Raw genomic sequence first — 22,809 nt, 5'->3', positions numbered from 1 at the left:
ATGGTCTCGCAACACTGTATACGCGGGACAGCCGTGTGCTCAGTTTTCCGCGGCGCCTGCCGCCTTGAGCGGCACGGGCACCATCTCCTGCAGTTCATCCATGGTGCAGCCGAAGGTTTCGCGGACCTCGACGCCGTCGGGCCCGGTGAGGAAGACCGCCTTGTCCGTGTACACGCGGGTGACACAACCGATCCCGGTCAGCGGGTAGGTGCAGGTCTCTACGAGCTTGGAGGCGCCTTCCCGGGTCAGCAGGGTCATCATCACGAAGACGTCCTTGGCCCCGGTGGCGAGGTCCATGGCGCCGCCGACAGCCGGGATGGCATCGGGCGCGCCGGTGTGCCAGTTGGCCAGGTCGCCGGTGGCGGAAACCTGGAAGGCGCCCAGGACGCAGATGTCCAGGTGTCCGCCGCGCATGATCGCGAAGGAATCGGCGTGGTGGAAGTAGGACGCCCCGGGCAGTTCGGTGACAGGGATCTTGCCGGCGTTGATGAGGTCGCCGTCGATCTCGTCGCCTCCGGCTGCCGGGCCCATGCCGAGCATGCCGTTCTCGGTGTGGAGCGTGATGTTCTGCTCCGGCCCGAGGTAGTTCGAGACGAGGGTGGGCTGGCCGATCCCTAGGTTCACGAACGAGCCGGGCTTGATGTCCCGGGCCACGAGCCGGGCGAGATCGTCGCGGCCCAGCGGCTTGTCGCTGCCTTGGACCGGGGCGGAGAGCTGGTTATTCGACTGCACACCCATTTCAGGCCACCTTCACTGTGTCATGTACGCGGACAATGCTGTTGACGTAGATTCCGGGGGTGACGATGTTTTCCGGGTCCAGGCTGCCGGTGGGGACGATCTCGGACACCTGCGCCACGGTGTGTTTCGCGGCGGCGGCCATGATCGGGCCGAAGTTCCGGGCGGTCTTGCGGTAGACGAGGTTTCCCTTGCCGTCCGCCCTGAGCGCCTTGATCAGGGCGACGTCGGCGTGGATGGGCGTCTCGAACACCTGGCCCCGGCCGTCGAGGATCCGGGTTTCCTTCCCCTCTGCGAGCATGGTCCCGTAGCCGGTGGGCGTGAAAAACCCGCCGATCCCGGCGCCTGCGGCCCGGATCCGCTCGGCCAGGTTGCCCTGCGGGACGAGTTCGAGCTCGATCTCGCCGGCGCGGAACCTGGTGTCGAAATGCCAGGAGTCGGACTGCCGGGGGAACGAGCAGATCATCTTCCTCACCCGGCCTTCCTTGATCAGCAGCGCCAGGCCCTGGTCACCCTGGCCGGCGTTGTTGTTCACCACCGTCAGGTCGGTTGCGCCGCAGTCCATCAGCGCGTCAATCAGTTCGAACGGCTGCCCGGCGTTGCCGAAACCGCCGATCATCACAGTGGAACCGTCCTTGATTCCGGCGACGGCCTCGTTGACCGTGTCTACGAAGGTGAGCATTCCTTACGCCTTACTGGTTTGTGCCGACGGAGCGGCAGTCATGTTTTCGAGAACGACGGCGAGGCCCTGGCCGACGCCGATGCAGATCGCCGCGACGCCCCAGCGTTCACCGGAGGCCTGCAGGCTCCGGGCCAGGGTGCCCAGGATCCTGGTACCCGACGCGCCCAGCGGGTGCCCCATCGCGATGGCGCCGCCGTGCCGGTTCACGATGGACGGGTCGATGCCCCAGGCATTGATGCAGGCCAGGGACTGCGCGGCGAAGGCTTCGTTGAGTTCGACGGCGCCCACCTGGTCCCACCCGATGCCCGCCTTTGCCAGGGCCTTGTTCGCCGCTTCCACCGGCGCGTAGCCGAAGAACTGCGGATCGTTGCCGTGCGCGCCCCGCCCTGCGATGCGGGCCAGCGGCTCCATCCCGAGCAGCCCGGCGGCGTTCTCGCTTGCCGACCCAGGCCGCGGAGGCGCCGTCGGACAACGGGGAAGCATTTCCGGCCGTGACGGTGCCGCCGACTTCGGCGCCTTCGGGTTCTTTGCGGAACACGGTCTTCAAGGCAGCGAGCTTCTCCGGCGTGGAACCGGGGCGGATGCCTTCGTCCCGGGGCAGGTCCGTGCCGGGGACGACCGTGACGAGGTTGTCGTAAAAACCCTCGTCCCAGGCGGCGGCGGCAAGGTTGTGCGAATCAGCGGCGAACTGGTCCTGCTGCCCGCGCGTCACCCCGTACTTCTCACGGAGCCGCTCGGTGGCCTCCCCCAGCGAGATGGTCCACTCGGCCGGCATGGCCTTGTTGACGAGCCGCCAGCCCAAGGTGGTGGAGGCCAGGGTCAGGTCCCCGGCGGGATACGGCTTCTCGGTCTTGGGCAGCACCCAGGGCGCGCGGGACATGGATTCGACCCCGCCCACCAGCACCAGGTCGGCGTCGCCGGTGTTGATCTGGCGCGAGGCAATGATCGCGGCGTCCAGCGAGGACCCGCAGAGCCGGTTGACGGTGGTGCCAGGAATGGACACCGGCAGGCCGGCCAGCAGCGTGCCCATCCGGGCGACGTTCCGGTTTTCCTCACCGGCCCCGTTCGCGTTGCCGAACACCACCTCATCGATGCGGTCGACGTCGAGCCCCGGGGCCCGCTTCACGGATTCTCTGATCACGTGTGCGGCGAGGTCATCGGGCCGGACGGCCGCGAGCCCGCCGCCGAACTTGCCGAACGGGGTGCGCACGGCGTCGTACACAAAAGCGTGGTTCATTGTGCTCCTCTGATTCTGGGTGAGCGAAATTATGGTGTTGTCGCGGTGGATGTTTCCTGGGCATCCATGTCTGTGTTGTCCATTGCTGTGTTGTCCATTGCATGGAAGACCTGCTGGGCTGTCTTGAAGGCGGTGTTGGCGGAGGGGACCCCGCAGTAGATCGCTGTCTGCAACAGGATTTCCTTGATCTCGTCCCTGCTGAGGCCATTGGTGACCGCGGCGCGGATATGCATCGCCAGTTCCTCCCAATGCCCGTGCGCCACCATGGCGGTGATGGTGACGGCGGAGCGCATCTGCCGCGTCAACCCGGGGCGTGTCCAGATGCCACCCCACGCTATCCGCGTGATCATGTCCTGGAAGTCCTCGGTGAAATCATCCTTCTTGGCGTTGGCCCGGTCCACGTGCGCGTTGCCGAGCACTTCGCGCCGGACCGCCATGCCGCCGTCGTAAATTTCCTGGCTGGTGGCGCCCGGCTGGACCACCCCGTTGCGCTCGGGGCCGTGCCGGGAGGTGTCCGTGCTCATGCGTCCGCTCCCTTCGATTCAGCCCAGGTCGATTCGGCCCAGTTGATAAGGCTGCGCATCAGGTCGGCGACGTGTGCGGGTGCTTCCGCGGGGGCCTGGTGCGCCACACCCTCAAGCGTGACGGCGGTGGCGGTGCCGCCGCCGGCGGTGATTCCCGCGGCCACTTCCTCTGCCATCGACGGCGTGGCAACGTCGTCCAGTGCACCTGCGATCACTTGGGTGGGAACGCGGATGCTGCCCAGTTCCTCGCGGACGTCGAATGCGGCCAGCGCTTCGCAGCAAAAGGCGTAGCTGAAGCGGTCTGCGTCCCGCAGCGAGTGCAGGAGACGGCTGCCGAACTCGGGTTCGCGGTCCAGGAAGCCCGGCGCGAACCAGCGCTGCGCCGAGCCTTGGATCATCACCGGCGTTCCCTGGGTGCGGACCGTTTCGGCACGCTCCAGCCAGCCCTCCGGCGTGCCGATCCTGGCGCCGCTGCACTGCACGGAAAGGCTCCGGAGCCGTTCCCCGTGTTTGATGCCGAGCTGCAGGCCGGTGGCTCCACCCAGTGACACGCCGGCGTAATGGAACGCCTCGCCGGGGGCGATGGAATGGACGAGGTCCATCACGGCGTCGGCCAACGCCGGGACGTCGAAGGTTTCGGTGGCGGCCGGGGAGACGCCGTGGCCGGGCAGGTCCCACGCCACCACGTCGTAGTCGTTGCCCAGCAGGGAGGCGACCCTGTTCCACAGGATGGAGGAGGTGCCCAGGGACGGTCCCACGACCAGCAGGGGATGGTCCCCGAGGGGGCGCTGGGGCGAAAGCAGTGCGGCTTTCAGAACTGGTTTAGCCACGGCGGGCTCCGTTCGCGTCGGTGTTCGGGGGGACAAATTCGGGGTAGGCAGCAAGGATTCTCCGGGATATTTCCGGGGCCTGGCCCAGGTAACTCGCGGGATCAAGCAGCTCCTGAAGCCGCAGGTCGGTGAGCACACCGGCGGGTACAGCCTTCCGGAGCAGCCTCCGGTATGTGGCTGCCTGCTCGGCGGGGGGCGCCTGCAGGGTCTGGTCGACCACGTCCTGGAGCTGCTGCTTGCCGTTGCGGCCGTCCTTCTCCTGGAGCAGCGGGCCCACGGCGGCGCCCACGCCCTCTGCCACCAGCAACGGTCCGCCCAGGTCCAGGGTGCGGCGCATGGCATCCGGGAAGACCTGCAGCCCTTCGGCCAGCTCGCGGAGATGTCCGGCCGCCCCGAGCGCCAGGGCCAGGAGCTGCCGGAGCGCCGGCCACTCGATGTGCCACGCGCCGTCGGGGCGTTCATCGTTGAAGTTGGCGGCGGCGAGGTGCAGCTGGGCGGCCAGGCCCGGGGCCTGCAGCGCGGCGCTGCGGACCAGTACCGACAACACGGGGTTCTGCTTGTGCGGCATGGCGGAGGAGACGCCGCGGCCCGCAGCGCGCGGCTCCGCGAGCTCGGCAACTTCCGGGCGGCTGAGGAACAGGACGTCGGCGGCGATCTTGCCGGAGGCGTCCAGCACGGAAGCCAGCGCATGGCCCAGGGACGTCACCGGCAGCCGGTTGGTGTGCCAGGGAGCTGCGGCGAGGGCCAGCCCCAGCTGGGATGCCAGCGCATCGGCGAGGCCGAACGGGGTCTCCGCAGAGCCGGACGTCAGCACGGTTCCGGCTGCGAGCGTTCCTGCGGCACCGCCGAACTGGACCGGCAGGTCCAGGGCCTCAAGCTGCCGGCCCGCGGCGGCCAGGCCCTGGAACCACTGCGCAGCCCTCAGGCCAAACGTAAAGGGAAGGGAATGCTGCGTCAGGCTCCTGCCCACGCACAGCGTGCCCGCATGCTCCTCCGCCAAGGCGGCGAGCGCCGCCGTCGTGCGTTTCAGGTCGCCGAGCACCGCCTCCACTGTGTTGCGGGCCAGCAGCATCAGGGCGGTGTCCAGGACGTCCTGGCTGGTCAGCGAGGCGTGCACCGCCTCTCCGGCGCCGATAGCGGCGGTGTCCAGCGCCGCAACCTTTTTCCGGAGGTCGGACAGCAGGGGGATCACCGGGTTAGCGCCGCCCTGGGCACGCAACGCAATGTCGGCCACGTCGTAGCGCCCGGCCTCGGCAGCGGAGGCGACGACGGCGGCGGAACCGTCAGGTGCCAGGCCCGCCCCCTCCAGCACCGCGGCCCAGCCGGATTCAACGGCGAGGATCGCCGCCAGCACCGCCCGGTCGCCGGTCAGCGCCGCCACCAGAGGGGACGCCGAGACGGGACTGAGCAGGCCGGCGTCGCCCTCCCCCGCGAAGGCACCGGCATCTCCCAGGGCGGCCTCGGTCACTGGAAGTCCAGGAAGACGGTTTCGCCCTCACCCTGCAGGCGGATGTCCCAGGTGAGGCCGCCGTCGGCGTCGCGGCGGGCGATCAGTGTCCTGCGGCGGTCCGGGTCCAGCGAGGCCAGCAGCGGGTCCTGAGCCAAAGCCTCCGTGTCCTCCGGCAGGTAGATGCGGGTGAACAGGCGGTTGGTGAGGCCGCGGGCGAAGAGTGCCACGGAGATGAAGGGTGCGGCGCCCGGCTTTGTGGGGCCGGGGTTGACGGTGGTGAAGGTGAAGACGCCGGAGTTGCCCACGGCACCGCGGCCCCAGCCTGTGAAGGTGTAGCCGTCGCGGACCAGGGAGCCGGTGCGCCGGACGATTTTGCCTTCCGCGTCGGGCTGCCAGATTTCCAGGATGGCGTCGGGGATGGTGTGTCCGGCGCCGTCGTAGACGGTGCCCTGCAACCGGATGGATCCCGGGAATCCGGGGGGCAGGAGCTCGTTGTCCTTTTCGAACGGCAGCGCGTAGCCGTAGAACGGGCCGACGGTCTGTCCCGGGGTGGGAACAAGTTTGGTGCTCATCTTTCCTACTCTCCTGCCTCTTCACTACTGTCGCCTGCTGTACCAAACGCCTCGTTTTCGGTCCAGGTCCGTTTGGGACCGGTCAGGACGATGTCCCAGTTGTAGCCCAGGGCCCATTCGGGCTCGGTGAGGCTGTGGTCGTAGCTGGCCACCAGGCGGTCGCGGGCGTCCTGGTCCACGACGGTCTGGTAGATGGGGTCCAGCGGGAAAAGCTGGTCACCCGGGAAGTACATCTGGGTGATGATGCGTTGGGTGAACTCGGTGCCGAACAGCGAGAAGTGGATGTGCGCCGGGCGCCAGGCGTTCAGGTGGTTCTTCCACGGGTAGGCGCCGGGTTTGATGGTGGTGAACCGGTAGGAGCCGTCCGGGCCGGTGATGCAGCGGCCGATGCCCGTGAAGTTCGGATCGATCGGCGCCGGGTGCTGGTCGCGTTTATGGATGTAGCGGCCGGAGGCGTTCGCCTGCCAGATCTCCACCAGCTGTCCGGCCACGGGGCGGCCGTCGCCGTCCAGGACCCTGCCGGCCACAATGATCCGCTCGCCCAGCGGTTCGCCGTTGTGCTGGATGGTCAGGTCGGATTCCAGTGCGTGCACGTCCTGGTGCCCGAAGGCCGGCGAGTGGAGCTCGATGGTTTCCGGGTCCGCGTGCTGCAGGCTCTTGGTGGGATGGCGCAGGATGCTGCTGCGGTACGGCGGGTAGTCCAGCCGCGGCTGGGTCTCGGGCTGGGCGCCGTCCTTGAGGGCCCTTGCGTAGGCCTCGCCAAGGAGGCTGATCTCCGCGCTGAGGTCCGCCTGGGATTCAATGGCCTTGTCCAGGGGCAGGTGGGCTGCCTTCGGCTCGGCATGGGGCACAAGCTCGTCCGTTTCCAGCTGGGCGTTGATGTCTTCCGGCACGGGCTGACTCCTTTCTGTTCTGTTGATTTGTTGTGTCTGAAGGTGGTTCAGGAGCGGTGCAGGGAGTCGTACTGCACGGCGTGCCTTACGGGGGCGTTCGGGGCGCCGTAGCCGTCGTAGCTGCCGCGGCGTTCCACCATTTCGAAGAAGACACTGCCCACCGTGGCGGTGTAGAAGTGCAGGAATTCCCCGTTGGCATCCCGGTCGAACAGCAGGTTGAGCTCCTGAAGGGTGGCCAGGAACCCGGGCTCGAGGTCGAACCGGGCGTCCAGGTCCTCGTAGTAGTTCGCCGGGATCTGCAGGAATTCCAAACCCCGGCTCCGGGCTGCCCGCGCGGTGGCCACGAGGTCATCCACCGCGAAGGCGATGTGTTCCTGGTAGGTCTGGCGGACTTCGCTCTGTGCCTGCTGCACGGGCGCCAGGTTCAACACCAGCCGCACAGCGCCGTCGCTGGTCTGCATGACCTGTGAGCGGACCAGCCCGCTGGGGCTGGGGACCTCGGCGAACGGCTGGGGTTCCAGGGCCAGTGCGCTGGTGTAGAAGAGTACCGCCTCGTCGAAGTGCTGCCAGGGCTGGGCCAGGTTGACGTGGTCGATGACCGCGCGGGTAGCGGAACCGACGTGTTCCAGGCCTTCCCCGAATTCGTGCGTCCAGGCTGCGGTGCCGTCCGGGCTGCCCTGGCAGAGGAAGATTTCGGTGGAGTCAGGAGCGGAGATGCCCTGGAAAACTTCTTCGTCCGCCTGGACTTTCCGGGCCACGACGGGAGCCTTGAGCTGCTGGGCCCGTGCGGAGGCGATCACGGGGGAATCAACGTCAAACCCCAGTGCCGCGATGGATGGCTCGGTGTGCGAAGCGGCCTGTTCGTTGATGATGACGCGGGCCTGGCCCATGGTCCAGAGCTGGACGTCCTTGGTGCGGTGGCGTCCGGCGAAATCGAAACCGAGCTGGCCCAGGAGCTTCTCCAGCTGCGCAGTATCGTCGGCTTTGACCTCGGCGAAGTTGAAGCCGGCGGGTTCGTTCACTTTGGGCAGCGTGGCCAGTTCCATGGGATAACGATGCCGGGCCGTACCGCCCTTGACCTCCGGGGCGTCGGCGGAGGTGCCGGCGAGCCACTTGGCGCTCTGCTCCTCCAGCCAGATGAGGGAGCGCATGGCGTCCACGGCGGTGCGTTCCACGTCCGACTGGCGGAAGACGTCGTTGAAGACTTCCAGCGAGACCGGTCCGCTGTAGCCGGCGCGGACCACGTGGCCCATGAACTTCGCCAGTTCGAACTGCCCTTCGCCCGGGAAGACGCGGTAGTGGCGGCTCCACGAGAGCACGTCCATGGAGAGCTTCGGGGCGTCCGCCACCTGGACGAAGAAGATCTTGTCCGCGTTGATGTTTTCGATCGGCGCGGTGTCCCAGTCCCGGGACAGAATGTGGAAGGAGTCCAGGCAGGTTCCCAGGTTGGGGTGGTCCACCATGTCCACCAGCCGGCAGGCATGCTCGTAGTCGTTGACGTACTTGCCCCAGGCCAGGGCCTCGTAGGCCACCTTGACGCCGTGGTCCCCGGCGAGGTTGGCGAGCTGCGCCAGCTGTTCCGCCCGGACGGCGTCGTCGTCGATGGTGGCCGTCGCAACGTTGGAGCATACCAGGATGGTGTCCATGCCCAACCGGGACATGAGCTTGAACTTCGCTTCGGCCCGCCGGAGGTTGGTCTTCAGCAGGTCCGGGGTGACGCCGTCGAAATCCCGGAAGGGCTGGTAAAGGTCCAGGCCCAGGCCGAGGTCGGCCGCCATCGCCCGGACGTCCTCGGGGCTCAGCGGGGACGTAACCAGGTCCTGCTCGAAGATTTCGATGCCGTCGAACCCGGCGATGGCGCAGGCCTGCATCTTTTCCTTCAGCGTGCCGGACAGGCAGACGGTGGCGATTCCGGTGCGCATCAGGCGGCCACCTCTTCCGCGGCGACGAGTTCGAGGAAGTGGGCCCGCATGCGGTCGGCGTCGGGTTCGAGGCCGGTGAAGATGCGGAAGGCGTCGGCGGCCTGGCCCACGGCCATGCGTCCGCCGTCAAGCACCTCGCAGCCCTTCGCCCTTGCGCCCCGGACCAGTTCGGTCTCGATGGGGCGGTAGACGATGTCGGCCACCCAGTGCGGCGGCTCCAGGAGGGACATGTCCAGCGGAACACCGGGGTGGGCGGCCATGCCCACGGGTGTGCAGTGCACCAGGCCGTCGGCCTGCGGCATCAGCCGCGGCAGCCCCGCCGTCGTCCCGGCAGTGACCGACTGGTCCGGGAAGAGCGCGGCCAGCTGCGCGGCGCGGGCCGTGCAGCGCCCGGCGTCAGTGTCCACCAGCACGAGTTCGCGGACCCCGGCAGTCAGCAGGGCATAGGCGACCGCGGATCCGGCGCCGCCGGCCCCCAGCTGGACCACGCGGTCCAGCTTCGCGGCGGGAAGGCCGGAGGCCAGTGCCGCAGCGAACCCGGAAAAGTCGGTGTTGTGGCCGACGAAGCGGCCCTCCCTGATGGTCACCGTGTTCACCGCGCCGAGGCGCCGGGCGTCGGGAGTCACCTCGTCCAGATGCTCCAGGACCAGCTGCTTGCACGGGTGGGTGATGTTCAGCCCGTTGAATCCAAGTTGCCGCGCGCCGGCAAGGAGCCCACCCACGGCCTCGCCGGGGAGCTCGAGCTCCAGCAGGTCGATCGGCCGGTAGAGGTACCGGAGGCCCTGCACATCGCCTTCGCGTTCATGCATGTAAGGAGTGAGCGACGGCATTACGCCATCACCCACCAGTCCTACGAGGAAGGACTCTGCTCGACTGCTCATCCGTGTAGCTCCTTTGACAACGGCACTCGGCAGGCGGAGGCGCCTATGGCGCTCCCGGCGGGCCGGGTGATGGGGATTACCTTATCGCACTCGTTCATATGTCGCACTCTTGTTCTCCTAGCGAACATTTCTGCGGATCGCCTAGGACCTACTGCTGCGGAAGCCGCGCTGCGAGCTCCGCCGCAGCGGACTGCAGCAGCGGCACCAAGGCCTCGAGCGCATCCATGCTCATGCGGAACACCGGCACGGCGGTGGCCAGGGAGGCGAAGGCCTGTCCCTGGGCATTGAAGACCGGGACGGCGACGGCACGCATGCCGAGCTCGTTTTCCTCGTCCATCGTGGCGAAGCCGCGGCGGCGGACGAGGTCGATCTCGGCACGGAAGGCCTCGCGGTCCGTGATGGAGAACTGCGTCAGCGGTTCCAGCTCGAGACTCTCCAGAAGCTCGGTGCGGCTGGCGTCGTCGGCGAAGGCCACCAGCGCCTTGCCTACCGACGTCGTGTGCAGCGCCCCGAGATGTCCCGGATCGCTCGTGACGCGGAAAGTCTGCGGGCCGTCGACCTTGTTGACCGTGAGGTGGTGCACCCCGTCGCGCACCGACAAGATGGTGGCCTCCCCCGTCTCTTCGGTGACGCGCCGCAGAATGGGCAGGGCCGTGCCGGCGAAGCCATGGTGGTTGGACACGCGCTGGCCAAGCTGGAAAACGCGCAGGCCGAGGTGGTAGCGGCGGCCGTCCGGCTCATAGTCCACGAACCCGTCGCGGGTCAGGGATCCCAGGAGCCGGTAGGTGGTGCTGAACGGCAGCTCCGCCCGGCGGGAGAGGTCGGCCGCACTCGCACCGCGAGGCTCATCGCCGAGCAGGACCAGCAGGCCGAGGGCCTTGCCCACCATGTCCGTCCGGGCGTCATCCTTCCCGGCCTTTGCACCTTTGACGGCGGCGGAAGAGGTTGGGGGGGCTACTGGGACGGCTGTGTCTTGATTCACACTCATGCCTAATGCTCTCACATCGTGAGAGCTGTTTCTAGATGGTGATTATTTTTGTTGACAAGTGACTGCGCTCACAGTCATGATTGCTACATCGCACAAGTAGCTCCCACCATGTGGCTACGAATCCCGGTCTTTTCCACGAACCTTCGGCTGCGGCACACTGGAGCCATCGGCTGGGACCTTCCTGATCCATCCGCGACAATGTCGTCACACAAAGGAACACCATGAGCCAGACACTCCCGTCCACGACGCCGGGTACCGCCACGGGCGGGACGCCGAAGAAGGCGGCCCTAGCCAGCTTCCTGGGCAGCGCCGTCGAGTACTACGACTTCTTCATCTTCGGTTCCGCGGCGGCGCTGATCTTCCCCAAGGTTTTCTTCCCGGACGCGGACACCAACGCCGCGATCATGTCCTTCGCGACATTCGGCTTCGCCTACGTCGCCCGGCCGGTAGGCGCGGTCATCCTCGGCCACTTCGGGGACCGGGTGGGCCGCCGGAAGGTCCTCATGTTCACGCTTCTGCTGATGGGGGCCTCCACCTTCATCATCGGCTGCCTCCCCGACTTCAAGACGGTCGGCTGGTGGGCTCCCATCCTGCTGGTGCTGGCCCGGCTCTGCCAGGGCCTGTCCGCAGCAGGTGAACAGGCCGGTGCCTCCTCGATGACGCTCGAGCATGCCCCGGACAACCGCCGCTCCTTCTTCACGTCCTGGACCCTGACCGGCACCCAGGGGGGCCAGATCCTCGCCGCCCTCGTTTTCATCCCGGTCCTGGCGCTGCCGGACGAGCTTAAGTACGGTATCGGCTGGCGGATCCCCTTCTGGATGAGCGCGGTCGTGGTGGTCGTAGCGTTCCTGATCCGCCGTACCCTGCACGAGCCGCCGGCCTTCGAGGAAGCCCGGAAGACCGCGCAGATCGCCAAGGTCCCCGTCGCGGATCTCCTGAAGCACCATTGGCGCGATGTCCTCCGCGTGATCGCCTGCGCCTTCATCGCCGCGGTCTCCACCGTGTTCGGCACCCTCGCCATCAGCTACGCCAAGACCGTCGCCAACGTGGACGGCACCACTACCCTCTGGCTGGTCGTCGGCGCCAATCTCGTCGCCCTGGGCACCCAACCGCTGTTCGGCATGCTCGCCGACCGGATCGGCCGCAAGCCGGTCTTCATCTACGGCGCGCTGTCCAGTGCCATCCTCACGCCGGTGTTCCTGCTCAGCCTCGAGTCCCACAGCGTTCCGCTGATGTTCCTGGCCGCGATCGGCTACTTCTCCTTCGGCTACGCGGCCGCCAACGCAGTGTGGCCGTCCTTCTACGCGGAGATGTTCAGCACGAAGGTCCGGTTCTCCGGACTCGCCATCGGCACCCAGCTCGGCTTCCTGATGGCCGGCTTCGCCCCGGCGATCGTCGCGGCCATGGGCGGAATCAAGCCCGGAGGCTGGGTCCAGATCAGCATCTTCACCGCCATCATCTGTGCCATCGCGGCCGTTTCGGCCCTGACGGCCAAGGAATCATTCAAGGTGCCCACCAAGGAACTCGGCCTGCGCTAAGACCCCGCGGCCGGAGCAAAAGGACCAGCCCGACGGCGGTCCGTCCCCTTCCGGGGGCGGGCCGCCGTCAGCGTTGGACTGCCCCTTTAGCGGCCGGTCGCCAGCACGTCGGACAGGTCGTAGGACACCGGCTCCTCGAGCTGGTCATAGGTGCACGAGAGGGGTTCCCGGTCCTCGCGCCAGCGGACGAACTGCGTCGTGTGGCGGAACCGGGCCCCTTCCATATGGTCGTACTTCACCTCCACGACGCGTTCGGGACGCAGGGGCGTGAAGGACAGATCCTTTCCCCCGCTCCACCGGCTGCCTTCCGAGTTGCGCGGCGTCCGGGTACCCTCCTCCTGCTGGATCGGCGCCCACGGGTGGTCAGCCGCATCCGTCACCAGCGGCTGGAGCTCCTCAAAAAGCTCCTTGCGCCGCTTCATCGGAAATGCCCCCACCACCCCGACGTTGGCGAGGACGCCGTCGTCGTCGTACAGGCCCAGGAGCAGGGACCCGATGAGGTCCGGGCCGGACGTGTGGACCCGGTATCCTGCCAGGACGCAGTCAGCGGTGCGCTCGTGCTTGACCTTGAACATCACGCGTTTGTCCGGCTGATACGTCCCGTCCAGGGCCTTGGCCACGATCCCGTCCAGCCCGGCCCCTTCGAACCGGGTGAACCACTGGCCGGCGGTCTCCCGGTCCTGGGTCACGGCCGTCAGGTGGATGGGCGGCGCACTGGCGACCAGCGCCCGCTCGAGGGCAGACCTGCGCTCGGCCAGGGGGCGCGCGGTCAGGTCCTCGTCGTCCAGCGCCAGCAGATCAAACGCGACAAAGCTTGCCGGAGTCTCCTTGGCCAGCATCCGCACCCTGCTGGCGGCCGGGTGGATGCGCTGCTGGAGCGCATCGAAATCGAGCCGGTCCCCGGAGGCCCCCACCAGGATGATCTCACCGTCCACCACGCAGCGCGGGGGCAGGTTCGCCTTCAGCGCCTCGACCAGCTCGGGGAAGTACCGGGTCAGCGGCTTGCCGTTGCGGCTGCCGATCTCCACGTCCTCGCCGTCACGGAAAATGATGGACCGGAACCCGTCCCACTTGGGCTCATAGCTCCATCCGGGCCCGGGGTCCCCGGCCTTTCCGGGAGCTCCCGGAAGGGAAGTTACGGCTTTCGCCAGCATCGGCGCGATCGGAGGCATCAGGGGCAGTCGCATAGGGCCCATTCTTACCCGGCTCTCCGGATGCCGCCACCCCGCCGCAGGGCGTTTTCCTCGACACGCGCACCCCGTGACGGTAGACATTAACGATGGCAACCCTTGGATTCCACGCGTCGCACGAACAAATCAGCCCCGGGCAGCTCCTCAAGGACGTCCAGCTGGCGGAGCGGGCCGGCTTCGACGCCGCGATGTGCTCGGACCACATCGAGCCCTGGTCGGCCCGGCAGGGCCACTCCGGCTTCGCCTGGTCCTGGCTCGGCGCCGCGCTGGCCACCACAAAGCTGCGCTTCGGCGTCGTGACGGCCCCCGGGCAGCGCTACCATCCCGCCATCATCGCCCACGCCTCGGCGACGCTGGCGGACATGTTCCCGGGCCGCTTCTGGATGGCAGCCGGCAGCGGCGAGTACATGAACGAGCACGTCACCGGCGAGGCCTGGCCGGACAAGGAGACGCGGCAGCGGCGCCTGGAGGAGGCGGTCCAGATCATCCGCGAACTGCATGACGGCCAGGAGGTCAGCCGCGACGGCCTGGTAAAAGTCCAGCAGGCCCGGCTCTGGGACGTCCCGGCAATCAAGCCGCCGCTGATCGCGCCGGCCGTGAGCGTGGAAACGGCCCGCCGCTCGGCCGCCTGGGCGGACGGGCTTGTCACCGTGAACCAGCCGGCCGCGAAGCTCAAGGACATGCTCGCCGCCTACCGCGATGCCGGCGGCCGGGGCACGGCCGCCCTGCAGGTGCACCTGTCCTGGGCGCCGGCGGAGGAGGATGCCGTCGCGATAGCCCTGGACCAATGGCGCAGCAACGTCTTCGACCCGCCGATTCCATGGGACCTCCCCACCGCGGCGCACTTCGACCAGGTGAGCGCCGAGGTCGGCGAAAAGCAGGTCCGGTCCACGGTCAACATCTCCGCCGACACCGGGCAGCACGCCGAGTGGCTTGCAGGCTACCTCGACCTGGGCTTCGACGAGCTCTACCTGCATTTCGTGGGCCAGGAGCAGGAGCCCTTTATCGACGCCTTCGCGGAGCGCGTGCTCCCCCAGCTCCGGGCAGCCGGCAGCAGCCCCGCGGAGGCACGCGAGTTGCTGCTGTGAGAATCGCGCAGACCTCGGACCTGTGGTGGAAGAACGCGGTGATCTACTGCCTGGACCCGGAAACCTTTTTCGACGACGACGGCGACGGCACCGGGGACTTCGGCGGACTGATCCAGCGTGTCGATTACCTGGCCGCGCTGGGGGTCACCTGCATCTGGCTCATGCCGTTCTACCCCTCTCCGGACCGCGATGACGGCTACGACGTCACCGACCTGTACGGCGTCGATCCCCGCCTCGGCACCCTCGGGGACGTGGTGGAATTCATCCGGACGGCGAAGGACCGCGGCATCCGGGTGATAGCCGACTTTGTCATCAACCACACCTCGGACAAGCACCCCTGGTTTATCGAGGCCCGGAAGTCGGTGGACAACCCCTTCCGGGATTACTACGTCTGGCGCAAGGACACTCCCCCCGACACCTCCACCGAAGTTGTGTTCCCCGGCGAGGAGAACTCCCTCTGGACCCGGGACGAGGGCAGCGGCGAGTGGTACCTGCACATGTTCGCCAAGCACCAGCCGGACCTGAACGTGATGAATCCCAAGGTGCGGGACGAGATTGCCAAGTCCATGGGATTCTGGCTTCAGCTGGGCCTGGACGGTTTCCGCCTGGATGCCGTCCCGTTTTTTCTGGAGCTGCGCGGCGAACCGGCGGACGCGGCCGCAAGGACCGACCCGCACGAGTACCTGCGTGCCCTGCGCAGCTTCCTGAACCGGCGCTACGGCAGCGCGGTCCTGCTCGGCGAGGTCAACCTTCCGTACGAGGAGCAGCTGGAGTACTTCGGCGGGGACCGGGGAAACGAGCTGAACATGCAGTTCGATTTTCTCTCCATGCAGAACATGTACCTCTCGCTGGCGCGCGAGGATGCGCGGCCGCTGGCCAAGAGCCTCTCCAACCGCCCGGACATATATCCGGACAACCAGTGGGCGATGTTCGTCCGGAACCATGACGAACTGACGCTGGACAAGCTCAGTGACGCGGAGCGCGAAGAGGTCTTCGCCGCCTTCGGGCCGGACGAAGACATGCAGATGTACGGCCGGGGCCTGCGGCGCCGGCTGCCCACCATGCTCAAGGGAGACCCGGCGCGCATCCGGATGGTCTATTCGCTGATGTTCTCGCTGCCCGGCACGCCGGTGCTGTTCTACGGCGAGGAGATCGGTATGGGCGAGGACCTGCGCGCGAAGGGCCGTTCGGCCGTCCGCTCCCCGATGCAATGGGACGACGCCGAGAACGGCGGCTTCTCCACGGCACCGGCCAAGGATCTGGTGGCTCCCGTGGTGGACGGATACTTCGGGCCAAAGAACATCAACGCGGCCGCCGCAAAGCGGGATCCGGAGTCACTCTGGAACTTCATTGCCACGCTTATCCAGCGCTACCGTGAAAGTCCCGAACTCGGCTGGGGTGAGTTTGAGCTGATTCCGCACCGGGCAGACAAAGTCCTGCTGCATCGGTGCAACTGGGCCGGATCAACGGTCGTCCTCGCGCACAACTTTGGAGCGGAACCGGCATCGGTGGCCGCCAACGCCACCTCGCCCGGAAATCCGCAACCGGGCTTTTCCGGTGCCGTGCTGCGTGACCTGCTGGGTGGACACGATGTCCCGGTGGCGGACGACGGCGGCTTTGAGCTGGAGCTGGACCGTTACGGTTACCGCTGGTTCCGGATCCGGCACCCCGGGGACCGCCACATTCCGTGAGGGTCGGTAACGGCCCGGCCGCCCAATCCTTACCCACCGCTTACCGTGCGGAAATCCGGCGGCAACATTGGCGCAGGAGACTTGAGGGGCCGGCAACAGCAGGCACCAGCTCCAGTCCGGGAGGCCCCGCCATGTTAAAGGAAGCCAACGCCCATGTGACCCGTATCCGCGCCGTGGACCAGCTGCATCGCGGCGACGAAATAGAAGCCCGCCTGCGTGTCGGCCCGAACTACGACGACGTCGTGGTCCGCCGCGGCAGTGTCCAGGAGACCGCCCCGGGAATCGGCGTCGTCTGGATTCTGGACCGGGCGTCGGGCACCCGCAAAGCCGTCAATACGGACGAGTGCAGCCTTTGGCGGATCGCTTGAGGCCGCTAGCCTCCTGCGACCGACTGCATGATCAGCAGTTCCTGGCCGGGTGAGACCTCGGTGGCCAGACCCTGCAACCGGCGGATCTCATTCCCGTTGACGTATATATTCACGTAGCGGCGGACTTTCCCGGTTTCATCGCGCAGCCGCCTTGAAAGGGCCGGATAGCCCCCGGTCACCGTGTCCAGCACTCCCGCTACCGTAACCGCCGCGTCGGCGGGCGCAGTCAGGACGGACTGCCCGCCGGCCAGCGGCTGAAGCACACTGGGGAGCAGGACGCTGATCTCATCCATGGGGGACCTGCGCGGTCAGGGCGACGTCCGGCACGGCGGCTCCTGCCGGGGACACCGCAGCAGCCCGCACGCACAGCACGTCCGGGAGGTGCGAGGCCACCTCCGCAAAGGTTTCGCCCTCATCCGCACTGGCGTACACGCTGCCGCCGCGGGTTCCGAAGTACACGCCGGCCGGCTCCGCCGCATCAACGCACGCTGCGTCGCGAAGCACGGAGTTGAACTCGGCCTGCGGAAGCCCCGCCTCGAGCCGGGTCCAGCTGGCACCCGCATCACTGGTCCGGTGGACGGCCAGCCTGCCTTCCGGCGGGATCCTTTCCCCGTCGGCCTTCAGCGGGATCACCCACGCCGTGCCGGCCCGGCGTGGGTGGGTGAGCATGACAAACCCGAAATCGGCCGGAAGCCCTTCCGCAATCGATTCCCAGTGTTCGGCGTCATCGTCGGTGCGGTACACGCCGTGGTGGTTCTGCGCGTAAAGGCGGCCCTCCACTGACGCATCGGCTGCGATCTTGTGGACGCACTGGCCGAATTCCGGATTCGGATCCGGCATGAAGTACGCGGATATCCCCTTGTTCCTGGGCTCCCAGGAGGTACCGCCGTCGAGCGAGCGGTAAACCCCGCCGGTGCTCATGGCAATGTGGACCTTTTCCCCGGTGGGGTCCACCACGATCGAGTGCGCTGCGGCGCCACCATAGCCGGCACCCCATTGGCTGCGGTGCGGGTGGTCCCAGAGCCCCCGGTTCAGTTCGAAGTGTTCGCCGCCGTCCGTGGACTTCCAGACGGAAATGGGTTCGCAGCCGGCCCAGACCACTCCGGGGCGGGACTCGGCGTCGGGGTGGATCTGCCAGACGCGTTCGAGGGCCGCCTCCGTACCTTCGGGAAAGCGGATGGCACCCTGCTCGGGCTCGTTCCAGCTCGCCCCGAGGTCATCGGAGTGGAAAACCGTCGGTCCCCAGTGCTCGGACCGGACACCGGCCAGGACGCGCGTCCCGCCCTGGCGCGTGTCGATCGCGATGCTAGGGACCTCGCTCATCAGGAAATGCGGGCCCGACAGGGACCAGGCCGTGCGGTCGGGACTGCTGGCCAGCCAGAGCCCTTTTTTGGTGCCGATCGCCAGGACATAACTGTCTGCGGTAGCCATGCCCCCATGCAACCACCCCGGCCGGGGGGCCGCAACGGTTTCAGCCCGCTGGTTTTGCCCGCAGGAGGGGCTCAGTCGACGAATTCGGACTGGATCTCGATAAAGTCCCAGTCCGCGTCTGCGAGCACCTGCGGGACGTCCTCCCGTCGGGGACCGCCGGCTTCGGCGATCCCCTGCAGCACGGGCAGCGGGATCTCGTCGGCGCGGAGGTTCTCCCGCAGCCACTCCTTGCTTGCCAGATCCAGATCCAGCCACCACATGAAGATTTCCACGGTGGTCACCCTCCCTTACGTTCTTAAACGTTAGGCCGCGCACCGGAGGTCTTCAAGGGCCACCCGCTGGCGGCGGCCACCCGGGCCCGCAGGCTCCCGGCCTCACCGCCGCATTCTTGCGAAGGAACTCTAGCCCTCACATTCGACGCAGTATTTGTGGCCGTTCTTTTCGCGGGCGATCTGGGACCGGTGCCGGACCAGGAAACAGGAATAGCAAGTGAACTCGTCCTCGGCCTGCGGGATGACCTGCACAATGAGTTCCTCGGCAACAAACTCGCCGCCCGGGACCATCGTGTCATCCAGCGCGTCGGATTCATCCAGTTCCCGGACCACGCTGCGGGCGTCGGGTGCATTCGCCGACTGCAGCGCTTCCAGGGAACTGTCCTGGGACTCCTTGACGTCGGAGCGTACTTCGTCGTAATCGGTTGCCACTTAGGTGGTTCTCTTTTCTGTCGTTCTTGTCTGACGGGAGTGCAACATACACGATGGGTATGGTATTCCCGGGCCGATGGAGAAGTCGTCGCCGCCAACGTCGAAGTGTACCCGCCAGCGGGTCTGAACGAAAAGCCGTGAGCTGCATCCGCCGGGCTGGCCCCTGTTCAGGCCCCGCCGGGCGGGCAACAATTGAGTATGTCCGACGACGGCCCCACCGGTATGGCACCCCTCGTGGTCGGCGTCGTGCCGGGGCAGTACCCGGAAGTGCTGCGGGCGGCCGCAACACTGGCCGACGGTCTGTCCGCGCCGCTAATCTGCGCCTACGTTGACGAGGCCAGCTATCTGGTGGAGTGGGATCCGGCGCGGCTGGCGCACCGGCTGTCCCTGCACCCCGACGCGGACGATGCCGAAATCCGGGCCGTGACCCAGGAGCTGCGTTCCGTGGCCGGGGCGGCCTGTGACGGCCTGGGGGTTGCGTGGACTCTGCGGACTCTGGCCGGTGACCCTGCCCGGGCGCTCGGCAGGCTCGCCGCCGAAGCAGGCGCGGGCATGATCATCGTCGGCACGCCCGAGCGCGGTCTCGGGCACCGGATTTCCGAGGCCCTCAACGGATCCGTGGCGGCGTGGCTCAGCCACCACCAGAACTGCCCGGTCCTGATCGTCCCCGCCCCCGAGCTCGGCCCGGCGCGCCTGCCACGTACTTCCGGTCCCGCCGGCAGTGCCTGACCGTGGCGGAAATCCGCGGCTTTCTGCCCGTCCAAAAAGTAAAGCGAAAGTAGTTATTCGAGGCGCTGGCCTTCCCCGGAGATCACCAAGTAAGCTTATTTTCGTAGCCCGATGAAGGGACTACCCCAAAAGCTGCTCCGGAGTGCGTATCCCCCAATAACGCGCTCCGGAGCCTTTTTGTGCCCTGACTGTTCGGGTTGGAGCCTATGGATACCCCTAGGGGGTACTTGACGGATACCCCCGTGGGGTATAGGTTTGCGGCATGAACGAGTCTGAACTCCAAACGATGACTCCTGCTGACGCTGCGCACGGACTGCCCGGCTACAGCCCCAGCAAGGAGGCCTACCTACGCCGGCTGAAGCGGATTGAAGGTCAGGTCCGCGGCATCGCCCGCATGGTCGACGAGGACAAGTACTGCATCGACATCCTCACGCAGGTCGCCGCGGTCACGAAGGCATTGCACGCGGTCAGCCTGGGGCTGGTGGAGGAACACATCGGCCACTGTGTTGTCGGGGCGGCCTCAGAACCCGACCCGGAGCTCCGCGCCGGCGCCATCGACGCCAAGGTCAAAGAGGCCACCGATGCCATCGGCCGCCTGCTGCGGTAGCGGCCGCCCCTCCCAGCACACCATCGGATTGCCGCTACCCTGCTTTCCCCGACACCGTCCCCCACCAAGGAGCAAGCCATGAGCACCGTTTCCACCACCGTCAACGTTTCCGGCATGACCTGCGGCCACTGCGTGTCCTCGGTCAGCGAAGAGCTGGAGGCGCTTGCCGGCGTCGAGCAGGTCGACGTGGACCTGAACGCCGGCGGCGTTTCGACAGTCACCATCACCTCCACCGAAGCATTGTCCGCCGCCGAGATCGGCGAGGCGATCGCCGAAGCAGGCTATCTGATGGTGGCCAACGAAGCCTGAGACCGGGGCAGCCGCAAATCGGCGGCAAGCCGCACCACCGCTGTGCGAACAAGGAAGAAGCCGTGAGTACCGAACACCTGCTGGACCAGCCGGGAAGCCGCATGATCGACCTCGACATCGAGGGCATGACCTGCGCCTCCTGCGTCAACCGCGTCGAACGCAAGCTGGGAAAGCTTAGCGGCGTCGAGGCGTCGGTCAACCTTCCCCTTGAGTCGGCGCACGTGAAGGTCCCCATGGACATCACGGACGAGCAGATCACCGCCACGGTGGCGGCAGCAGGCTACAAGGCCACGATCCGTCCGGGCACCAGAACCACTGCGCCCGGGCCGGCCGAACTGAGCGCCGGCACCGGGGAGCCGGCCAGTTCCCGTTCCGCGGAGGACCATCTTGCCCACGGTGGAACCGCGGTGACGCTGCGCCCGCGACTCATCGTGGCCGCCGCACTTACGGTCCTGGTGCTGTTGGTCTCCATGGTCCCGGCGTTCCAGTTCGCCAACTGGGGGTGGGTGGCCGGCGCCCTCGCCCTGCCGGTCGTGAGCTGGGCGGCGTGGCCTTTCCACCGGGCGGCCGCAGTTAACGCCCGGCATTTCGCGTCCACGATGGACACCCTCGTGTCCCTCGGTGTGACCGCAGCCTATCTGTTCTCAGCCTGGCAGCTCGTCGCTGATCCGGGGCTGACCGGACGACCCCAGGCAATGGGCGGCGCGGAGCCGGATCCGGGCGGGCTGTACTTCGAGGTGGCCTCCGTCGTCACCACCTTCCTGCTGCTAGGCCGCTATCTGGAGGCCAATGCCAAGCAAAAAGCCGGCGACGCCCTGCGTGCCCTGCTGGATCTTGGCGCCAAGGATGCCACCGTCCTGCGCGGCGGGAGCGAATACCAGGTACCGGCCGACCGGCTGGCCGTGGGCGACGTGATTGTGGTCCGCCCCGGCGAGAAGATCGCCACTGACGGCGTGGTCCTCGATGGCTCCTCAGCGGTGGACGCCTCCCTGGTGACCGGCGAGTCAGTTCCGGTGGAAGTCAGGCCGGGCAGCGCGGTCACGGGTGCCACGATCAACACCTCCGGAAGGCTCCTGGTCCGCGCCACCCGCGTAGGATCAGAGACCACTCTTGCCCAGATGGGCCGGCTGGTTTCCCAGGCGCAGACCGGAAAGGCTCCGATCGCGCGCCTCGCGGACCGGATCAGCGCGGTATTCGTCCCCGTGGTCCTGGCCATCGCCGCCATCACATTTGCCGCGTGGCTCCTCGCTGCCGGACCCTCTGTCACCGATGCCGGACTCCGTGCCGCCTTCACGGCAGCCGTGGCCGTGCTGGTAATCGCCTGCCCCTGCGCGCTGGGCCTCGCGACGCCGGTCGGGCTCCTCGCCGGAACCGGCCGCGGGGCCCAGTTGGGGATCCTCATCAAGGGGCCCCGGGTCCTGGAGGACACCCGGACGGTGGACACCATCGTCCTGGACAAGACCGGAACCGTCACCACCGGCCGCCTCGCCGTCGACGGCACGCAGGCGTTCAGCCCGTTCAGCGACGACGAAGTCCTGCGCCTGGCCGGGGCCGTGGAGGCCGCGTCCGAGCACCCCATTGCCCGGGCCATCGCCGCAGCAGCCCTCGCGGCAGAGCGGCAACGCAACGACGCGGCCCGGCTGCCCGCCGTCGTCGGCTTCCATTCGGCCCCCGGCGGCGGCGTTCAGGGAACCGTCTCCGGGCGGAGCGTCACCGCCGGCCGCACCGGCTGGCTGCAGGAAAACGGGGTGGAGTTTCCGTCCGCCCGCCAGGGTCTGCTGCGCCGCGCGGAGGAGACCGGGGCCACCGCCGTCTGGCTGGCCGTGGACGGCGAGCTGGCCGGTATCATCAGCCTGCGTGACACGCTCAAGCCCGGCTCCGCGGCTGCTGTCGACCGGCTCCGTCGGCTGGGCCTCCGGCCGATCCTGCTCACCGGAGACAACGAGGCGGTGGCGGCCCAGGTTGCGGCTGCCGTCGGAATCAGCCCGGGTGACGTATTTGCGGGGGTCCTGCCGGCCGGCAAGGTGGAGGCGGTGCGGAGCCTCCAGGCAGGAGGCGCCACCGTGGCCATGGCCGGAGACGGAGTGAACGATGCTGCGGCGCTGGCTCAGGCCGACCTGGGCATCGCGATGGGCTCCGGCACGGACGTCGCCATCGAGGCGGCGGACCTGACGGTCATGGGCAATGATCTTGGGCAGGTGGCCATGGCCATCGAGCTGTCCCGCCGGACGCTGAGGACCATCAAGGCCAACCTCTTCTGGGCGTTCTTCTACAACGCCGTCGGCATTCCGGTGGCCGCTCTGGGGCTGCTCAACCCCATGATCGCCGGCGCAGCGATGGCAGCGAGCTCCGTCCTGGTGGTGGCGAACTCGCTGCGGCTCCGCGGCTTCGGGAAGTAGCCGGTTCCCCCGCCACGGCTCCCGCGGAGGCCGCGCCGGAC

General features: G+C 67.6%; 23 protein-coding genes and 1 pseudogene. 8 read left to right on the top strand and 16 right to left on the bottom strand.

Annotated features, from left to right (window positions below; translation table 11 throughout):
• Positions 1 to 39: 39 nt before the first annotated feature.
• From QFZ65_RS01985 to QFZ65_RS01935, 11 genes and pseudogenes are all read right to left on the bottom strand, one after another.
• Positions 40 to 738, bottom strand: coding sequence for a 3-oxoacid CoA-transferase subunit B (locus QFZ65_RS01985; RefSeq protein ID WP_306907870.1), 699 nt, complete (start codon positions 736 to 738; stop codon positions 40 to 42).
• 1 nt (position 739) lies between these two features.
• A complete protein-coding gene (locus QFZ65_RS01980) occupies positions 740 to 1,417 on the bottom strand; it encodes a 3-oxoacid CoA-transferase subunit A (protein ID WP_306907868.1) in 678 nt (225 codons plus the stop codon).
• Between the two features lie 3 nt (positions 1,418 to 1,420).
• Positions 1,421 to 2,654 (bottom strand): annotated as a pseudogene (locus QFZ65_RS01975) (acetyl-CoA C-acyltransferase).
• Positions 2,655 to 2,683: 29 nt separating this feature from the next.
• The gene (gene pcaC / locus QFZ65_RS01970; protein WP_306907866.1) at positions 2,684 to 3,178 is read right to left on the bottom strand and encodes a 4-carboxymuconolactone decarboxylase; all 495 of its coding nucleotides are present in this window, start codon (positions 3,176 to 3,178) and stop codon (positions 2,684 to 2,686) included.
• Positions 3,175 to 4,008 carry an alpha/beta fold hydrolase gene (locus tag QFZ65_RS01965; RefSeq protein ID WP_306907864.1) on the bottom strand — a complete coding sequence of 278 codons (834 nt, stop codon included), beginning with the start codon at positions 4,006 to 4,008 and terminating at the stop codon, positions 3,175 to 3,177. Before QFZ65_RS01965 ends, pcaC begins: the two co-directional genes overlap by 4 nt.
• Entirely contained in the window at positions 4,001 to 5,476 is a 1,476-nt protein-coding gene (locus QFZ65_RS01960) for a lyase family protein (RefSeq protein ID WP_306907863.1), read from the bottom strand. Before QFZ65_RS01960 ends, QFZ65_RS01965 begins: the two co-directional genes overlap by 8 nt.
• The gene (pcaG, locus tag QFZ65_RS01955) at positions 5,473 to 6,030 is read right to left on the bottom strand and encodes a protocatechuate 3,4-dioxygenase subunit alpha (protein WP_306907862.1); all 558 of its coding nucleotides are present in this window, start codon (positions 6,028 to 6,030) and stop codon (positions 5,473 to 5,475) included. The genes QFZ65_RS01960 and pcaG overlap by 4 nt, the downstream gene beginning before the upstream one ends.
• A gap of 5 nt (positions 6,031 to 6,035) precedes the next feature.
• On the bottom strand, positions 6,036 to 6,923 hold the full coding sequence (gene pcaH / locus QFZ65_RS01950) for a protocatechuate 3,4-dioxygenase subunit beta (protein ID WP_306907860.1): 888 nt from the start codon (positions 6,921 to 6,923) through the stop codon (positions 6,036 to 6,038).
• A 47-nt stretch (positions 6,924 to 6,970) separates the two neighbouring features.
• Entirely contained in the window at positions 6,971 to 8,845 is a 1,875-nt protein-coding gene (locus QFZ65_RS01945) for a bifunctional sugar phosphate isomerase/epimerase/4-hydroxyphenylpyruvate dioxygenase family protein (protein ID WP_306907858.1), read from the bottom strand.
• Positions 8,845 to 9,726: a shikimate dehydrogenase gene (locus QFZ65_RS01940; protein ID WP_306907857.1), complete on the bottom strand. Its 882-nt coding sequence runs from the start codon at positions 9,724 to 9,726 to the stop codon at positions 8,845 to 8,847. Before QFZ65_RS01940 ends, QFZ65_RS01945 begins: the two co-directional genes overlap by 1 nt.
• Before the next feature lie 148 nt (positions 9,727 to 9,874).
• Positions 9,875 to 10,714 (bottom strand): IclR family transcriptional regulator, encoded by an 840-nt coding sequence (locus QFZ65_RS01935; protein ID WP_373427554.1) that lies wholly within the window; start codon positions 10,712 to 10,714, stop codon positions 9,875 to 9,877.
• 221 nt (positions 10,715 to 10,935) lie between these two features.
• On the opposite strand from QFZ65_RS01935, the gene QFZ65_RS01930 reads away from it, so the two are divergent.
• Entirely contained in the window at positions 10,936 to 12,252 is a 1,317-nt protein-coding gene (locus tag QFZ65_RS01930) for an MFS transporter (RefSeq protein ID WP_306907856.1), read from the top strand.
• An 86-nt stretch (positions 12,253 to 12,338) separates the two neighbouring features.
• Here QFZ65_RS01930 and QFZ65_RS01925 read toward each other — a convergent pair whose 3' ends face one another.
• On the bottom strand, positions 12,339 to 13,439 hold the full coding sequence (locus tag QFZ65_RS01925; protein WP_306907855.1) for an ATP-dependent DNA ligase: 1,101 nt from the start codon (positions 13,437 to 13,439) through the stop codon (positions 12,339 to 12,341).
• Positions 13,440 to 13,531: 92 nt separating this feature from the next.
• Between QFZ65_RS01925 and QFZ65_RS01920 the strand changes: the two genes are divergently transcribed.
• The 3 genes from QFZ65_RS01920 to QFZ65_RS01910 all read left to right on the top strand — a co-directional run bounded on the left by QFZ65_RS01920 (position 13,532) and on the right by QFZ65_RS01910 (position 16,589).
• On the top strand, positions 13,532 to 14,530 hold the full coding sequence (locus QFZ65_RS01920) for a TIGR03885 family FMN-dependent LLM class oxidoreductase (RefSeq protein WP_306907853.1): 999 nt from the start codon (positions 13,532 to 13,534) through the stop codon (positions 14,528 to 14,530).
• Positions 14,527 to 16,221, top strand: coding sequence for an alpha-amylase family protein (locus QFZ65_RS01915; RefSeq protein WP_306907851.1), 1,695 nt, complete (start codon positions 14,527 to 14,529; stop codon positions 16,219 to 16,221). Before QFZ65_RS01920 ends, QFZ65_RS01915 begins: the two co-directional genes overlap by 4 nt.
• Before the next feature lie 131 nt (positions 16,222 to 16,352).
• Positions 16,353 to 16,589: a hypothetical protein gene (locus QFZ65_RS01910; protein WP_306907849.1), complete on the top strand. Its 237-nt coding sequence runs from the start codon at positions 16,353 to 16,355 to the stop codon at positions 16,587 to 16,589.
• 5 nt (positions 16,590 to 16,594) lie between these two features.
• Here the strand turns inward: QFZ65_RS01910 and QFZ65_RS01905 are convergent, their stop codons facing one another.
• From QFZ65_RS01905 to QFZ65_RS01890, 4 genes are all read right to left on the bottom strand, one after another.
• Complete coding sequence (locus QFZ65_RS01905) at positions 16,595 to 16,882, bottom strand: MoaD/ThiS family protein (protein WP_306907847.1); 288 nt, start codon at positions 16,880 to 16,882, stop codon at positions 16,595 to 16,597.
• Positions 16,875 to 18,020, bottom strand: a complete 1,146-nt coding sequence (locus tag QFZ65_RS01900) for a sialidase family protein (RefSeq protein ID WP_306907845.1) — start codon at positions 18,018 to 18,020, stop codon at positions 16,875 to 16,877. Before QFZ65_RS01900 ends, QFZ65_RS01905 begins: the two co-directional genes overlap by 8 nt.
• A 71-nt stretch (positions 18,021 to 18,091) precedes the next feature.
• A complete protein-coding gene (locus QFZ65_RS01895) occupies positions 18,092 to 18,292 on the bottom strand; it encodes a hypothetical protein (RefSeq protein ID WP_306912475.1) in 201 nt (66 codons plus the stop codon).
• Between the two features lie 129 nt (positions 18,293 to 18,421).
• Positions 18,422 to 18,724, bottom strand: coding sequence for a DUF4193 domain-containing protein (locus tag QFZ65_RS01890; protein ID WP_306907843.1), 303 nt, complete (start codon positions 18,722 to 18,724; stop codon positions 18,422 to 18,424).
• Positions 18,725 to 18,922: 198 nt separating this feature from the next.
• On the opposite strand from QFZ65_RS01890, the gene QFZ65_RS01885 reads away from it, so the two are divergent.
• The 4 genes from QFZ65_RS01885 (at position 18,923) to QFZ65_RS01870 (ending at position 22,768) form a co-directional block, all read left to right on the top strand.
• Entirely contained in the window at positions 18,923 to 19,453 is a 531-nt protein-coding gene (locus QFZ65_RS01885; protein ID WP_306907841.1) for a universal stress protein, read from the top strand.
• Between the two features lie 262 nt (positions 19,454 to 19,715).
• A complete protein-coding gene (locus QFZ65_RS01880) occupies positions 19,716 to 20,060 on the top strand; it encodes a metal-sensitive transcriptional regulator (protein ID WP_306907839.1) in 345 nt (114 codons plus the stop codon).
• 78 nt (positions 20,061 to 20,138) lie between these two features.
• Complete coding sequence (locus QFZ65_RS01875) at positions 20,139 to 20,369, top strand: heavy-metal-associated domain-containing protein (protein ID WP_306907837.1); 231 nt, start codon at positions 20,139 to 20,141, stop codon at positions 20,367 to 20,369.
• 62 nt (positions 20,370 to 20,431) lie between these two features.
• On the top strand, positions 20,432 to 22,768 hold the full coding sequence (locus tag QFZ65_RS01870) for a cation-translocating P-type ATPase (RefSeq protein ID WP_306907835.1): 2,337 nt from the start codon (positions 20,432 to 20,434) through the stop codon (positions 22,766 to 22,768).
• Positions 22,769 to 22,809: the final 41 nt, after the last annotated feature.

This window comes from Arthrobacter sp. B3I9 (assembly GCF_030816935.1).
GTDB lineage: Bacteria > Actinomycetota > Actinomycetes > Actinomycetales > Micrococcaceae > Arthrobacter.
The sequence above is the reverse complement of the archived record's forward strand: the minus strand, read 5'-3'. Positions and strand labels throughout refer to the sequence as shown.